We start from the raw sequence: 14,162 nt of genomic DNA on the forward strand, positions 1-14,162 counted from the left end.
CCCTTGCGCTGTCAGCTCCTGCGCAGTGCGGTCATCAGGGCCCGCACGTCCTCGACCGCCGCGGCCACCAGAGCCTCCCGGTCGGGGTCCGGCAGGGGCGTGACCCGCGGGTCGGAACCGACCTCGCCCGTCGCGTCGTAGATCATCACGTCGATCGTGAACACCGCGCCGCCGTCACGGACCCGCAGCCGGAGGTCGTTCCCGGTCCCGGGTCCGGTGACGAGGGCCTCCTCCCCCACTCCGGGCACCGACTCCCACCCGCCGGCGTCGTGGACGTACATCCGGCCGGCAGGGGTGTCGAGCGCGAACTCGGCCGACGGATCGGTCTTCTTGTGCAGTTCGACCGTGGCCGCGACGTACAGGGTCCCGCGGGAGGCCGGCCTGTCGCTGCTGCGGGAGCACGACGCCCAGTCCAGGGCCGGCTGCCGACTGCCCGCCTGCGGTGCGGCGTCCGGGAGGCCGCCCAGCATCCCGTCCAGGGTCGGGGCCCCGAACTGGCCGCACAGGTCGTCGGTGACCCGGTAGCGGACCTCCGGCTCGGCCAGCCGGTCCCCGAAGGCGTACAGACCGCCCGCCCACAGTGCGGAGGTGGCCACGACCGCCGCCGCCGCCCACCACCACGGCCGTGCCCGCGCCCGCACGGGCTCGCGCACCACTACGTCCTGTGCGACCTCGGCCGGGTGCGCCGACTCCCACTCCCCGTCGAGCTCGGGCTCGCCGATCATCCCGCCCCCTATTTCTTCAGAGCCGCCATCAGTTCGCGGGTGTCCTCGATCAGGGCCGCCTGGACCGCGTCGGCATCCGTGGCGGGACGGCCGTTCTTCTCCTCGTAGGTGACGGCGGACGCTGCGACGGTGAACACCGCGCCCCCGTCCAGCACCTTGAGGTTCAGCCACTGCCCGCCGGGCCACACCGTCAGCACGGCACGCTCGCCCAGGCCCGGCACCACTTCGGTGCGCGGGGCGCCGTACTTGGCGATCTCCCCGACTTCCGGCAGGCCGAACTCGACCGAGGGATCGGTCTTCTTGTGCAGGTCGACCTGGGCGACCACGATGAAGTCCGGCATTCCCTCGACGTTCTGCAGGTGGCACGCCGCCCCGTCCACGGCGGGGTGGACGTTCTCCTGATTCATCGGCCTGGCCTTGTGCAGGTCCCCCGCGATCCCGCCCAGCGTCTGGGCCCGGAAGTCCTCGCACAGGTTCTGCGACGCCCGGTAGGAGATCTCCGGTCCGGCAAGCCGGTCCCCGAGGGCGTACAGACCGCCCGCCCACACCGCCGAGGCGGCCACGACCCCGCCGAGGGCCCACAGCCACGGCCTCGCACCGCCCGCCGCCCGCTCGCGCGGAGCGGGCCCCTCCCCCGGTCCGCCCGGTCTCCCCGACCGCGCCGGATCCAAGGACTCGGTCTTCCACTCCCCGCCGAGCTCCGGTTCGGTGATCATGACTTTCCCCCCAGTGTCACTGCTCTCGCGGCGCCGCCGTCAGCCGCACATTTCTTCGATCATCGCAGCCCCGCTCGACGGAATATCTAGTTCCGCGAGTCGGGTGCATCAAGCCCCCCGCTCAGGGCCGTCGAACCGTGCGGCGCCGGGCCGACCATGCCGGCTCCGTGGTGGTGCTGCTCGCGCGAGTACGCCTTCAGGTACCCCACCACCGTGTTGGTGACGGCCACCAGCGGTACGGCGACGACCGCACCGCCGATGCCCGCGATCATGCCGCCGGCGGCCACCGAGAGCACCACCGCGAGCGGGTGCACCCGTACCGCCCGGCCCAGGATGAAGGGCTGGAGCACGTGGCCCTCGATCTGCTGCACCGCCAGCACCACGAGCAGCACCATCAGGGCGGTGAACACGCCCTGCGTCACGAGCGCCACGACCACCGCGAGGGCCCCGGACACCACGGCGCCGACCAGCGGGATGAACGCGAACAGGAAGATGAAGACGGCCAGCGGCACCGCCATCGGCACGTCCAGGAAGTAGATGCCGAGGCCGATGAAGATGGCGTCGATGAGGGCGACGATGACCGTGCCGCGCACGTACGCGGTCAGTGTGCGCCAGGCGCGCGGACCGGCACCGGCGACACCGGCGCGGGCGGCGTTCGGGACCAGGCCCAGCGCCCAGTTCCAGATGCGCTTGCCGTCGTAGAGCAGGAAGAGCGTGGAGAACATCGCGAGCAGAATGCCCGTCAGGACCTCGACGAGCACCGTCACGCCCTGCAGACCGGCGGAGGTGATCTGCTCGGTGTTGGTGCCGATGGTCTCGCTGAGGTTCTTCGCGATGTCGTTGATCTGCTTCTCGGTCACGTGGAACGGACTGTCCAGTGCCCAGAGCTTGAGCTCGTTGATGCCGTCGCGGACCCGGTCGGAGAGGTCGTCGAGGTTCTCCATGACCTGCCAGACCACGAACCAGCCGACGAGCCCGATGACCACGAAGCCGAGGATCGCCGTGACGGCCGTGGCCAGCCCGCGCGGCAGGCCCAGTCTGCGCAGCCGGACCACGAAGGGCTGGAGCATCGCCGTGACGAGCATGGCGGCGGCGAAGGCGAGGACGACCAGGCGGACTTCGCTGATCACCTTCATCAGCACCCAGAGCATCCCGGCGAGCAGCAGCAGCCGCCAGCTGGCCTCGGCGGCGACGCGCATCCCCCAGGGGACGGCGCTCGCCGGGTCGGGGCGCGCGGGCGCGGACGGCGCCGCCAGGTGCGGCGCGGGGACCATCGGCGGACCGAGGGGCGGCATGGGCACGGTCGCAACGGCGGCAGGGGCCTCGGGGGGTGCCGGGGGCCGTCCGGGCGCGGCGGGGCCCGGCAGGTCGCCGCTGGTCTCCGCCTCCACCTCGGCGCGCCGCTCGTTGAGCCGCGCCTCCATCCGGTTCAGCCTGTTCCCGAGCCGGCCGAGCCAGCCTTCCCGCTTCGCCATGTCGCTTCCTTCCCCCGCCCCGGTCTGCGGGCTCACCCCGAAGACCGTACACGCGAGGAGCCCCGCACCGTAGGACGGTGCGGGGCTCTCCCGGGTCGTGCAGCCGTGCGGCGACGAGGCCGCAGGCCCGTTTCTAGTACCAGCCGTTGTTCTGGTGGAAGCTCCAGGCGCCGCAGGGGCTGCCGTAGCGGTCCTCCATGTAGTTCAGACCCCACTTGATCTGCGTGGCGGGGTTGGTGCGCCAGTCCGCGCCGGCCGAGGCCATCTTCGAACCGGGCAGCGCCTGGACCAGACCGTACGCGCCCGAAGACTTGTTCACGGCCAGGTAGTTCCAGGTGGATTCCTGGTTGATGATGTTCGAGAAGCACTGGAACTGGCCGGCCGGGACCATCTGCTGGGCGATGGCCTTGACCTGCGCGACCGTGTAGGAGGCCTGGACCGGGAAGTCGCCGGAGTCGCGGGCGGACCGGCTCGCGACCTGCTCCTTCTCCTCGCGCTCCCGCTTCGCCTTGGCGTCGGCCTCGGCCTTCTCCTTCTCGGCCTCGGCCTTCTTGGACTTGGCGTCCTCGGCGGCCTGGACGCGCGCGGCCTCCTCGGCGGAGCGCTTGGCGTCGGCATCGGCGGAGTGGGCGATGGCATCGGCCTGCTGCGTCAGGGACGCGCTCTGGACCTCTGCCTGGTCGCCGACCGGGATTTCGGAAAGGAGAGTCGCGCCGGACGCGGTCGTCTCGAGATCGTTCGTGGGGTCGCCGGTGGCAACGCCCACGACTGCGCCGACGGTGGTGACCGCGGTGGCCGAAGCCACGGCGAACCCCCGGACCGAGATCCGGCTCACACGGTGTCCTTCCAGCAGCGTCCGCAGTGACCGCGCGGGCGCAAAAGTGCCCTCGACTCTGGCCTCCGTGGTTCTACGGTCACTGGAGGCGCGGGCCCGTGGGCAACTCCCCTTGCGGAGGTTGCCGCGTGAAGCTCCGGGCGGCATACGGCAATCGACTGTGGAGTTGTGGTGCTGCGCGTATCTCACGGGAGATACAGGTGTGCCGTATGCGGGGCCTGACGGAAACCAGACTCTGCCGGAACGCGACACCGCAAGGCAATTCTCCGTTGCGTGTGAAAGGTCACACCTGGCATGTCGCAGCTGATTCGGGCAAACACCTGTGCAGCACGACGCCGCCCGGCTAAGCTCTGGGGCCTTTGCCGGGCGGCGTCAACTCACCTTCCCACTATGAGGTTTTTGACCGATTCGACCGTCGGGGTGGACGGCCGGCCGGTCGGGCCGGGGTCAGAGGTTCTCCAGCATCTCGGTGACCAGAGCGGCGATCGGGGAGCGCTCGGAACGCGTCAGCGTGATGTGCGCGAAGAGCGGGTGGCCCTTCAACTTCTCGACCACGGCGACCACTCCGTCGTACCGCCCGACCCTCAGGTTGTCCCGCTGGGCGACGTCGTGGGTCAGAACGACCCGCGAATTGGCCCCGATCCGGGACAGAACGGTCAGCAGGACATTGCGCTCCAGCGACTGCGCCTCGTCCACGATCACGAAGGCGTCGTGCAGCGAGCGGCCGCGGATGTGCGTGAGCGGCAGGACCTCCAGCATCCCGCGGTTCAGCACTTCCTCGATGACCTCGCGCCCGGCCACCGCCGAGAGGGTGTCGAAGACCGCCTGCGCCCAGGGGCTCATCTTCTCGGACGCGTCCCCGGGCAGGTAGCCCAGATCCTGGCCGCCCACCGCGTACAGCGGCCTGAAGACCATCACCTTCTGATGCTGCCTCCGCTCCAGCACCGCCTCCAGCCCCGCGCAGAGCGCCAGCGCCGACTTTCCGGTGCCGGCCCGGCCGCCCATCGAGATGATCCCGATCTCGGGGTCGAGGAGGAGGTCCAGCGCGATGCGCTGCTCGGCGCTGCGGCCGTGCAGCCCGAAGGCCTCGCGGTCGCCGCGTACGAGCTTCACGTTGCCGTCCGCCGTGACCCGGCCGAGGGCCTTGCCGCGCTCGGACTGCAGGACCAGTCCCGTGTGCACGGGCAGTTCCGCGGCTTCCGGCACGTAGAGGCGGTCCTCCGAGTAGAGGAGGTCCACCTGCTCCCCGGACAGGCCGATCTCGCTCATGCCCGTCCAGCCGGCGTCGGTGATCGCGAGCTCGGCGCGGTACTCCTCGGCGATCAGCCCCACGGAGGAGGCCTTGATGCGCAGTGGGAGATCCTTCGAGACCACCGTGACGTCGTAGCCCTCGGCCTGGAGGTTGCGGGCGACCGCGAGGATCCGCGAGTCGTTGTCCCCCAACCTGAAGCCGGCGGGCAGGACGCTCGTGTCGGAGTGGTTGAGCTCGACGCGCAGGGTGCCGCCCAGATCGCCCAGCGGGATGGGGGCGTCCAGGCGACCGTTGCGAACCCGGAAGTCGTCGAGCAGGCGCAGGGCCTGGCGCGCGAAGTAGCCGAGTTCGGGATGGTGCCTCTTTGCCTCCAGCTCGGTGATCACCACGATCGGGAGCACGACCTCGTGCTCGTCGAAGCGGGAGATCGCATTGGGGTCTGCCAGCAGGACGCTGGTGTCGAGGACGTAGGTCCGCCTGTCGGGCAGGCGGCTCTTTGTGCTGGTCACCACGGAAGGACGTACCCCCTCGGAAGAGGTCGGGCCATGAAGACCGGACCGGTCATCGGCACCCATGCCAGGGCCGATTTCCGGCCCTCCACTCCGTCCGTGCGAACCGCACGTGCGTCCTGGTGCAAAGGGCCTCCCGGGCGGACGACCCCATGCCGTCCGCTGAGACTCGACACCCGTGGATCGGGCATCGACCTGAAAGGGATATTCCCCGAACAGGCCAGGCCATGCCATGGCATATGACGGACGCTCGGTGAATCCCTGGTGAAGGCTTCGAGGGGAGGGAGTGGCGGGACCTACGGGGAATCAGGTGCCGTAGCGCCGGTGACGGGCCGCGTAGTCGCGCAGGGCCCGCAGGAAGTCGACCTTCCGGAAGGCCGGCCAGAAGACTTCGCAGAAGTAGTACTCGCTGTGCGCGCTCTGCCACAGCATGAATCCGGACAGCCGCTGCTCGCCGCTGGTGCGGATGACGAGGTCCGGGTCCGGCTGGCCGCGGGTGTAGAGGTGCTCGGCGATGTGGTCGATGTCGAGGATCTCGGCGAGCTCCTCGAAGGAGGTGCCCTTGCGCGCGTGCTCCAGCAGCAGCGAGCGGACCGCGTCGGCGATCTCCTGGCGGCCGCCGTAGCCGACGGCGACGTTGACGAGTATCCCGTCGATGTCGTGGGTGGCCTGCTCGGCCTCCTTCAGGACGGTCTGCGTCCGGGCGGGCAGGATGTCGAGGTTGCCGACGTGGTGGACGCGCCAGCGGCCGTCCGCGGCGAGGCCCCGCACGGTGTTCTCGATGATGTTGAGCAGCGGGCGGAGCTCGACCTCGGGGCGGTCCAGGTTGTCCGTGGAGAGCATCCACAGGGTGACGACCTCGACGTCCGTCTCGGTGCACCAGCCCAGCATCTCGGAGATCTTGTCGGCGCCGGCCTGGTGGCCCTGCTCCGTGGTCCCTCCGGACGCCTTCGCCCAGCGGCGGTTTCCGTCCAGGATGACGCCGATGTGCTTCGGCGCCGCGTCATGGTCGAGGCGGCCTTCCACCCGGCGCGCATAAAGCCTGTACACCAGGTCGCGCAGCTTCACGATCTTCCAGCCCCTCCGTGCCTTGCCCCCGTGCGAAATGCGGTCCCTCCCCCGAGTCCGCCACATTACTGCGCGGTGGGATCGGGTACCCAACTCGGTCTGTCACAACTCCGTGATAGGGAGGACAACGTGACTGATACCAATCCCTATCGGGCAGAGCCCTCGCGCTACGACTCCATGGAGTACCGGCGCACCGGCCACAGCGGCCTCAAGCTCCCCGCCATCTCCCTCGGCCTCTGGCACAACTTCGGCGACGACAGGACGCTGGAGTCCCAGCGGGCAATCCTCCGCCGGGCCTTCGACCTCGGCATCACCCACTTCGACCTGGCGAACAACTACGGTCCGCCGCCCGGCTCGGCCGAGCTGAACTTCGGCAAGATCTTTGCACAGGACTTCGCCTCCCACCGCGACGAGCTGATCCTGTCGACCAAGGCCGGCTACCTGATGCACCCCGGGCCGTACGGCGAGTGGGGCAGCCGGAAGTACCTGCTCAGCTCGCTCGACGCCTCGCTGAAGCGGATGGGCGTGGACTACGTCGACATCTTCTACTCGCACCGCTTCGACCCGGACACCCCGCTGGAGGAGACCATGGGCGCCCTCGCGTCCGCGGTCCAGCAGGGCAAGGCGCTGTACGTGGGCGTCTCCTCCTACACGGCGGAGCAGACGGCCGAGGCCGTGCGGATCCTGCGCGGGATGGGCGTGCGCCCGCTCATCCACCAGCCCTCGTACTCCATGATCAACCGCTGGACGGAGGAGGACGCCCTGCTGGACACCCTGGAGGACGCCGGCATGGGCTGCATCTCCTTCGCGCCGCTCGCGCAGGGAATGCTGACCGGCAAGTACCTGGGGGGCATCCCGGCGGACTCCCGCGCCGCGCAGGGCAAGTCCCTGAACCCGGACCTGCTCTCGGAGGAGGTGCTCCGCCGGCTCACCGGTCTGAACACGATCGCGGCCCGCCGCGGGCAGTCCCTCGCCCAGCTGGCGCTCAAGTGGGTGCTCCGCGACGACCGGATGACCTCGGCCCTGATCGGCGCGTCGAGCGTGCCGCAGCTGGAGGAGAACGTGGCCGCGCTGGCGTCCGAGCCGCTCACCGAGGCCGAGTTGAAGGAGATCGACTCGCTCGCCGTCTCCACCCCCGGCACCAACATCTGGGCCCAGCGCGGCTGACCTGCGCATTTGCCGCGCGGCACCGCCGGGCGGCAGGAAAACAAAAAACGGGCCGGTCCGTGGGGGGGGATACGGACCGGCCCGAGGGGGGGGTTCCACCATAACCCTTCGTAAAGCATCCTGCGTGCATCGGCGCACGATGATTACGCTCCGAAACCGCCCAGCAGCACTCCGGTGAGTGCTCCGGCCGCCATGAAGGGGCCGAACGCGTAGCCCTGATTGCGCATTCCGGAGCCGCGCAGCAGCAGGAACAGCCCGTAGAGGGCTCCGTAGAGGAGGCCGAGGAAGGCCCCTGCGGTCCATACCCCCCACCCGTACCACCCAAGAGCGACCCCCAGCGAGAGCGCCAGCTTGACGTCGCCGAAGCCCATGCCGGCGGGGTTGATCAGATGGAGCAGCAGGTACGCCGCTCCGAGCGCGCCGCCGCCCAGCAGCGCGAGGCGCCAGGACCCGGCGGAGCCCGGGGCGAGGGCGGCCGCCCCGAGCAGCGCGGCGACCGCGGCGGCCAGCGGCAGGGTCAGGACGTCGGGCAGCCGGTGCACGGCCCGGTCGACGAGGGCGAGCAGTACGAGCAGCGGGGCGAGGCCCACGTAGGCCACCAGCTCGGGGCGGGCCCCGACGGCCGCCGCGAGCAGGGCGCAGACCGCCGCGGTGAGCACGGCCAGGGGCGCGGCCCGCCGCCCGTACGCGTGCGGGGGCCCGGGCGGCTGCGCCCGCGGCCTGCAGCGGGCCGGGCCGAGCCAGCCCGCCAGCCGGTGCCCCTGCGGGCAGCGGCCCTGCCAGGGGTCCCCCGGCCCGACGGAGAGCCGGTACGCGGGGCGCGGCAGCAGGAGCCCGGCGGCCACGCCGTACCCGGCGGCGAGAACGATCACGAGCACAGCCATCATCCGGCGACGGTAGGACACCCCCTAAGGTGGCCGCCATGGCGCACTGGCATGACGGCCGCGCGGTACTGCGGGTCGGCGCGGACCCCACGGAGATCCCGCTCGAGGTCGCCGCCTCCTACGGGGCGAGGACGCGCGGGCTGCTCGGGCGCGACGGGATCGACGGCGCGATGCTGCTGACCCCCGCGGCGAGCGTGCACACCTTCCGGATGCGGTTCGCGATCGACGTGGCCTACCTCGACCGCGACCTCGGCGTGCTCGCGGTGGTCACGATGGCGCCGGGCCGGCTGGGTCTGCCCCGGCTCCGCTCCCGGCACGTCCTGGAGTCGGCGGCCGGTGCGATGGCCGGCTGGGGCCTGCGGGCCGGAACCATCCTCAAGGTGGACGTACCCGGGCGTCTCACGCACCGCTAGGCGAGGCCTCTCACTGGCAGTAGGTTGGGGCGGTTGAGCTGGGGCAACAGGGGAGCGGCATGACGGAGAACGCGCGGATCAAGGCGCTGGAGCAGATCATGCCCGCGACGCACGGAGCCGACGAGGACATCGACTGGCCGGCGGTGGAGGCCGTCTGGGGGACCCGGTTCCCGGCCGATTTCATCGCGTTCATGGGCCGCTTCGGCGCGGGCTCCATCAACGGCGAGGCCAGCATCCTGCTGCCGCTGCCCAAGCCCGGACTCCAGTGGGACCCGGCCGGGATGGCCGAGGAGACGGACAACGCCCGGCATGCCTGGGAGGCGGAGGGCGGCCGGGCCGCCTTCGACGTGGACCCGGAGTCGATCATCGCCTGGGGCGTCACCGGCGGGTCGGACATCCTGTGCTGGCTCACCTCCGACCCCGACCCGGACCGGTGGCCGGTCCTGGTCTGCGGGCGGCACACCGCCGACTCCTTCGCCGTGTATCCGTACGGCATGGCCGAATTCCTCTACCGGCTCTGCTCCGACGAGTTCGACGTGAGCCCGGTCAGCATCACCTTCTGGGACGGCGGCCACCTCAGCTTCGTGCACTGGCGCAAGGCCCAGCGGCGCTGGCAGGAGGGCCGCAACCCGGAGACGGGCGAGCCCGACCCGTACGCCGGCGAGTTCGCCGGGTAGCCCCGCACCCGAACCCGCAGAACCCGCAGCCCGCAAAACCTGCAGAGCCCGTTCCGAGACCGGAAACGGGCTTTTCGGCATGTCTACGCGCGTCCATTTTTTGGATCACATATTGGAAAACACCATTCAGAAAAGCCCCACTTGGAGCATTGACCACAAAAATGGCCCCAATGCAATCAACCACCCCTCCCTCAGGAGAGAATTCCGGCCAACGGGCCATCGAGGGACACCACAGCCCGGAGCAACTCATAAGTAATAACGAGACACAAAAGAAATTCAGGGGAATACACCCGTGCGACGAAGAATTTTCGGCACGACCGCCACCACGGCCGTGCTCGGCCTGCTGATACCTCTGGCCGGATGTGGTGGCTCCGGAGACAGTGCAGGTGACAGCGGTACGCTGCACCTGGTCGCCGCCGAATACGGCGACAGTCCGGCCACCAGTTCCAAGCCCTACTGGGACAAGATGGCGGCCGATTTCGCCGAGCAGAACCCCGGAATCAAGCTCGACGTCAAGCTCCTTCCGTGGGCCGACATCGACCGCGAGGTCTCCCGTATGGTCAAGGCCGGCAAGGCGCCGGACGTGGCACTCATGGGCTCTTACTCGGACTTCGCGGCCCAGGGCCAGCTCTATCCCGCGGACGAACTTCTCTCGGTCACCGCCGAGGCGAATTTCCTGCAGCCGCTCGCCGACGCGGGCTCCGTCGGCAACACCCTCTACGGCCTGCCCTTCGTCGCGAGCAGCCGCCTCCTCTTCTACAACGAGGCGCTCTTCGCGAAGGCCGGCATCAAGGAGGCCCCGAAGACCTGGTCCGGTCTGAAGGCAGCCGCGAAGGCCCTCAAGGACAAGGGCGTGAAGTTCCCCTACGCCCTGCCGCTCGGCCCGGAGGAGGCACACGCCGAGGCGCTGATCTGGGAGCTGAGCAACGGCGGCGGCTACGCCGACAGCAGCGGCAACTACAGCCTGGCCTCCGACCAGAACATCGAGACCTGGGCCTGGGTCAAGCAGGAGCTGGTCGCTCCCGGACTCACCGGCCCCACCCCGCCTTCCCAGCTGAACCGCGCCGACGCCTTCGCCGCCTTCCTGCGCGGCGAGGTCGGCATGGTCAACGGCTACCCCTCGCTCGCCCACGAGGCGCGCGGCAAGGGCATCGGGGTCGCGACCATCGCCATGCCCGTCTCGGACGACCTCGGCACCGGGGAGGTCCCGCCCACCGTCGGTGTGGCCGACTGGATGATGGCCTTCAAGCAGAACGGCAAGCGCGCGGAGATCGGCAGGTTCCTGGACTTCATATACCAGGACAAGAACCTGTCGGACTTCGCCGGCCGCTACCACCTGCTGCCGTCCACCGTCACGGCCTCGCGCACCCCGGCCGGGGGCGGACTGGACAAGAACGACACGCAGTTCCTGAACGCGCTGCGCGGCGCCCAGCTCTACCCGGTCAACGACCCGTCCTGGCTGACGGTCAGCGACACCATCAAGCGCAACATCGGACGCGCCGTGGAACCGGGCGGCGACCCGAAGGGCGTGCTGGAGGACATCGCGGCGCAGGCCTCCCAGGCATCCAAGAAGCACTGAGAAGTTCCTCGACACGGGACCTTCGACCCGTGCCGCACACCACCCGGTACGGCACCATGGCCACTACGGCACTTGATCCAAGGCCACGGCCCAGTCGCCCGACGGGCACCCACAAGGTGCACGGGGCGGCCGGCCTCCACCCGAACCCTTCGCTCAGCGCTGCTGCCCGTGTTTCGGGTCGAACGCCGTCCGGTACTGCTCGCAGCTGGAGTTCCAGCGCAGCGTGCCGCCGAGCGTTCCGTAACCCGAGCGCGTGACCGACCACTCCACCGTGTACTCCCCGGTGTCGCACGCGATCCGCCTGCCGCCCGCGACCTTCTCGCGCCCGGTGGCCGGCTTCCCGGCCAGCTCCTTGTGCACCTCCCCGACCTCGGCCCCGTCCGCGCGGCGCAGCACGGCGTGCACGACGATCGGGTGCCGGCCCTCCTTGACCGTCACCGCCTTCTTCACCACCGTCGAGTCCGACACCGACCAGGCGAACTCGTACGAGGGCAGCCAGGCCAGGGTCTTGGGGTCGGCGACCCGGCGCTCGAAGTCCGGCGCACCCGAGGGGCCGGGGCGGGTGACCGTCTTGTACTGGACCCCGGGGTGGAGGCGGAACTGGCCCTCCACCTTGTGCATCTCGTCCTTGGTCCACATCGACTTCATGGTCTTCTCGCCGCCGGCCGGGTCCTGGAGGTAGACCGTGCCCTCCGCGGCGGTCGCGGCCCGGCACAGGAGGGGCGCGAGGGCCGCGGTGGCGGTGGCGAGGGCGAGGGCGGCGATGCGGGTGCGCTTCATGCCCGGACCAACGGGACCCTCCGGCGGGCCGGAACGACGCCGGGCGTGCTTTCACCCGTACGGGAGCGCCCGGGGTCGGGAGCGCCGGATTCCGGGAGCCCGGGCCCGAGCGCGCTCAGGCCTGACCGGTCTCGAAGCGGCTGATCCGGCCGCCGCCGGGGGCGATGACGAAGCGCCAGGTGGTGCGCATCTCGCCCCAGGTGTCGTTGCGGTAGTCGACGAGCAGGGTGCGGCCGCCGTCCGACTCGGACTGGACGTCCATGTGGCCGCCGGAGTCGAAGATCTCCCGGTCGATCCAGTCGTACAGGTCGCGGTCGGAGCCGTCGTCGGACATGGTCGCGTCGGCGGTCAGGACGGCGAGGAAGGCGTCCTTGTCGTGCGCGTTGACGGCGGCGACGAGGGCGCCGACCACCGGGTCGGACAGTTTGGCGGGGGCGATGGCCACAGGAGCCTCCTGATCGGGCGTACGTTCGTCCGTGCCCGACCAGGGAACAACGCGGGCGGGTCCGCGTCGTCGACCGTCACCCGTTCGCCCGTCGGACGGCGTGTCAGGAGGCGGTGGGGGCCGTGGGCGCCTCGGCGGTGCCGGGCGTGTCGGGAGCGGTGCGGACGGGGAAGCCGGTGGGCCGGCCCTGCTCCTTCAGCCAGGCCAGCACCTGGTCGAGGGCGTCGACGGTCTGGGCGCGGTTGCCGCCGCCGTCGTGGAAGAGCACCGTCGGTCCGTTGCCCATCTCGCGCTTCACGGCGCCCACGATGGCGGCGGTGCCCGGCTTGTCGAAGTCCTTGGTGTCGACGTTCCAGCCCAGCGGCCGCATGCCGTGCGCGGCGGCGATGCGCCGGCTGTCGGGGGTGAACGCGCCGCCGGGGGCCCGGTAGTACTCGACCTTCGCGCCGCCGCCCGCGGCCTCCTCGATCAGCTTCTTCGCCTCCAGGATCTGCTGCTCCTGGTAGGCGACGGGCTTCTTGTCCATGGCGGTGTCGTGGTTCATGGTGTGGTTGCAGAGCCGGTGTCCGCCCGCGACCACCTTCTTGACGAGGTCGGGATGGGCCTTGGCCTGCGGCCCGACCATGCAGAAGGTCGCCTTGACGTCGTGCCGCCGCAGGACGTCCAGCACCTTCGGGGTCCAGCGGGGGTCGGGGCCGTCGTCGATGGTGATGTTGACGGCGTTGCCGCCGCTCTCGGAGGCGTGGGCTATGCCCTCGGGTATGCCCTGCGGCTGCTGACCGGGCCGGCCGTCGTCGCCGCGGCCGGCGCCGTCGGTGGCGCCCGGCCGGGCCACGTTCTGCTGGGGGGCGGCCGTTCCGCCCGGTCCGACGAGGACGGCCACGCCCCACACGGTCGCCGCCACGGCGGTGGCCGAGGCCACGACGGCGGCCCCGGCCCGGACGCCCTTCTTGTTCGCGCGCGCCAAGAAACTCATGAATCGTCCACTCCCCATCCGCTTTGCGAGCGTTCTGTGGATCAGGACGTTCATCGCCGTCGAGGAGTTCCAGCCAAATACCCCATAAAATCGTCATTATGGGACTGATGGGGCCGATGGGACTTTAGTCCTTCAGGGAGTTGGAATACCTGCCCACGCGAACGCGCCCGAAACGGGGCAAGCCCGCACGCCCGCGCGCCGGATGCCAAGCCGGGCCGCCCGCAGGGAGGTTCGCGGTGGCGGGCGGTGGCGGGCGGACCGGAATGGGACGCATGGATGAAGGACGGACCTGGCCGACGGACAAGCTGACCGCGCTCCGCCTCGGCCGGCGACTGGTGACGGAGGTCCCTGCGCCACGGCCGGGCCGCCGGGCGTTCGTGGACGTACTCCCCGACCGGAGCCGGTCCGATGACATCGCGCGCGACGAGGGCTGGGTGCGCGGCGACGCGGGCCGCGGATTCCGCCTCGAGCACCGGGAGTACGAGGGCGAGCGCCTCGACGGCTTCGACCACGACGTCGGCGCGGCGCTCCTCGCGTCCGCGGACGCGCCGGACGAGGCCGGCCTGATCGCCGTGCTCACCGCGTGGCGCATCCGCCCCGACGCCTTCCTGTACCCCTGGGAGACCGACGACCCCAAGTAGGGGCCCGGACAGGCCGGAAG

The 14,162-nt window shown here is 70.6% G+C and carries 15 protein-coding genes; 5 read left to right on the forward strand and 10 right to left on the reverse strand.

Translation table 11 applies throughout. The features are described from left to right. Positions 1-11: 11 nt before the first annotated feature. The 6 genes from ACWGE1_RS04145 to ACWGE1_RS04170 form a co-directional block, all read right to left on the reverse strand. The gene (locus ACWGE1_RS04145) at positions 12-725 is read right to left on the reverse strand and encodes a hypothetical protein (RefSeq protein WP_453419008.1); all 714 of its coding nucleotides are present in this window, start codon (positions 723-725) and stop codon (positions 12-14) included. An 8-nt stretch (positions 726-733) separates the two neighbouring features. Then, a complete protein-coding gene (locus ACWGE1_RS04150) occupies positions 734-1,441 on the reverse strand; it encodes a hypothetical protein (RefSeq protein ID WP_453419009.1) in 708 nt (235 codons plus the stop codon). An 86-nt stretch (positions 1,442-1,527) separates the two neighbouring features. Next, complete coding sequence (locus tag ACWGE1_RS04155) at positions 1,528-2,916, reverse strand: AI-2E family transporter (protein ID WP_453419010.1); 1,389 nt, start codon at positions 2,914-2,916, stop codon at positions 1,528-1,530. A 133-nt stretch (positions 2,917-3,049) separates the two neighbouring features. After that, entirely contained in the window at positions 3,050-3,751 is a 702-nt protein-coding gene (locus tag ACWGE1_RS04160) for an aggregation-promoting factor C-terminal-like domain-containing protein (RefSeq protein ID WP_453419011.1), read from the reverse strand. A gap of 447 nt (positions 3,752-4,198) precedes the next feature. After that, on the reverse strand, positions 4,199-5,515 hold the full coding sequence (locus ACWGE1_RS04165) for a PhoH family protein (protein ID WP_453419012.1): 1,317 nt from the start codon (positions 5,513-5,515) through the stop codon (positions 4,199-4,201). 303 nt (positions 5,516-5,818) lie between these two features. Beyond that, positions 5,819-6,580, reverse strand: a complete 762-nt coding sequence (locus tag ACWGE1_RS04170; protein WP_453419013.1) for an isoprenyl transferase — start codon at positions 6,578-6,580, stop codon at positions 5,819-5,821. Between the two features lie 129 nt (positions 6,581-6,709). Between ACWGE1_RS04170 and mgrA the strand changes: the two genes are divergently transcribed. Further along, entirely contained in the window at positions 6,710-7,747 is a 1,038-nt protein-coding gene (gene mgrA / locus ACWGE1_RS04175) for an L-glyceraldehyde 3-phosphate reductase (RefSeq protein ID WP_453419014.1), read from the forward strand. 143 nt (positions 7,748-7,890) lie between these two features. Here the strand turns inward: mgrA and ACWGE1_RS04180 are convergent, their stop codons facing one another. After that, positions 7,891-8,634, reverse strand: a complete 744-nt coding sequence (locus tag ACWGE1_RS04180; RefSeq protein ID WP_453419015.1) for a prepilin peptidase — start codon at positions 8,632-8,634, stop codon at positions 7,891-7,893. Between the two features lie 35 nt (positions 8,635-8,669). Here ACWGE1_RS04180 and ACWGE1_RS04185 point away from each other — a divergent pair, with 35 nt between their 5' ends. The 3 genes from ACWGE1_RS04185 (at position 8,670) to ACWGE1_RS04195 (ending at position 11,300) form a co-directional block, all read left to right on the forward strand. Then, positions 8,670-9,044 carry a DUF192 domain-containing protein gene (locus ACWGE1_RS04185; protein WP_453419016.1) on the forward strand — a complete coding sequence of 125 codons (375 nt, stop codon included), beginning with the start codon at positions 8,670-8,672 and terminating at the stop codon, positions 9,042-9,044. A gap of 59 nt (positions 9,045-9,103) precedes the next feature. Beyond that, a complete protein-coding gene (locus ACWGE1_RS04190; protein ID WP_453419017.1) occupies positions 9,104-9,721 on the forward strand; it encodes an SMI1/KNR4 family protein in 618 nt (205 codons plus the stop codon). A gap of 292 nt (positions 9,722-10,013) precedes the next feature. Next, positions 10,014-11,300, forward strand: coding sequence for an extracellular solute-binding protein (locus ACWGE1_RS04195; RefSeq protein WP_453419018.1), 1,287 nt, complete (start codon positions 10,014-10,016; stop codon positions 11,298-11,300). A 153-nt stretch (positions 11,301-11,453) separates the two neighbouring features. Here ACWGE1_RS04195 and ACWGE1_RS04200 read toward each other — a convergent pair whose 3' ends face one another. The 3 genes from ACWGE1_RS04200 to ACWGE1_RS04210 form a co-directional block, all read right to left on the reverse strand. Further along, positions 11,454-12,080, reverse strand: coding sequence for a hypothetical protein (locus ACWGE1_RS04200; protein ID WP_453419019.1), 627 nt, complete (start codon positions 12,078-12,080; stop codon positions 11,454-11,456). Between the two features lie 115 nt (positions 12,081-12,195). Next, positions 12,196-12,525 carry a nuclear transport factor 2 family protein gene (locus ACWGE1_RS04205; RefSeq protein WP_453419020.1) on the reverse strand — a complete coding sequence of 110 codons (330 nt, stop codon included), beginning with the start codon at positions 12,523-12,525 and terminating at the stop codon, positions 12,196-12,198. A gap of 103 nt (positions 12,526-12,628) precedes the next feature. Next, complete coding sequence (locus tag ACWGE1_RS04210) at positions 12,629-13,492, reverse strand: polysaccharide deacetylase family protein (RefSeq protein WP_453419093.1); 864 nt, start codon at positions 13,490-13,492, stop codon at positions 12,629-12,631. A 281-nt stretch (positions 13,493-13,773) separates the two neighbouring features. Between ACWGE1_RS04210 and ACWGE1_RS04215 the strand changes: the two genes are divergently transcribed. Beyond that, positions 13,774-14,142 carry a hypothetical protein gene (locus tag ACWGE1_RS04215; protein ID WP_453419021.1) on the forward strand — a complete coding sequence of 123 codons (369 nt, stop codon included), beginning with the start codon at positions 13,774-13,776 and terminating at the stop codon, positions 14,140-14,142. The last annotated feature ends 20 nt before the right edge of the window (positions 14,143-14,162 follow it).

Source organism: Streptomyces sp. NPDC054932 (assembly GCF_053610205.1).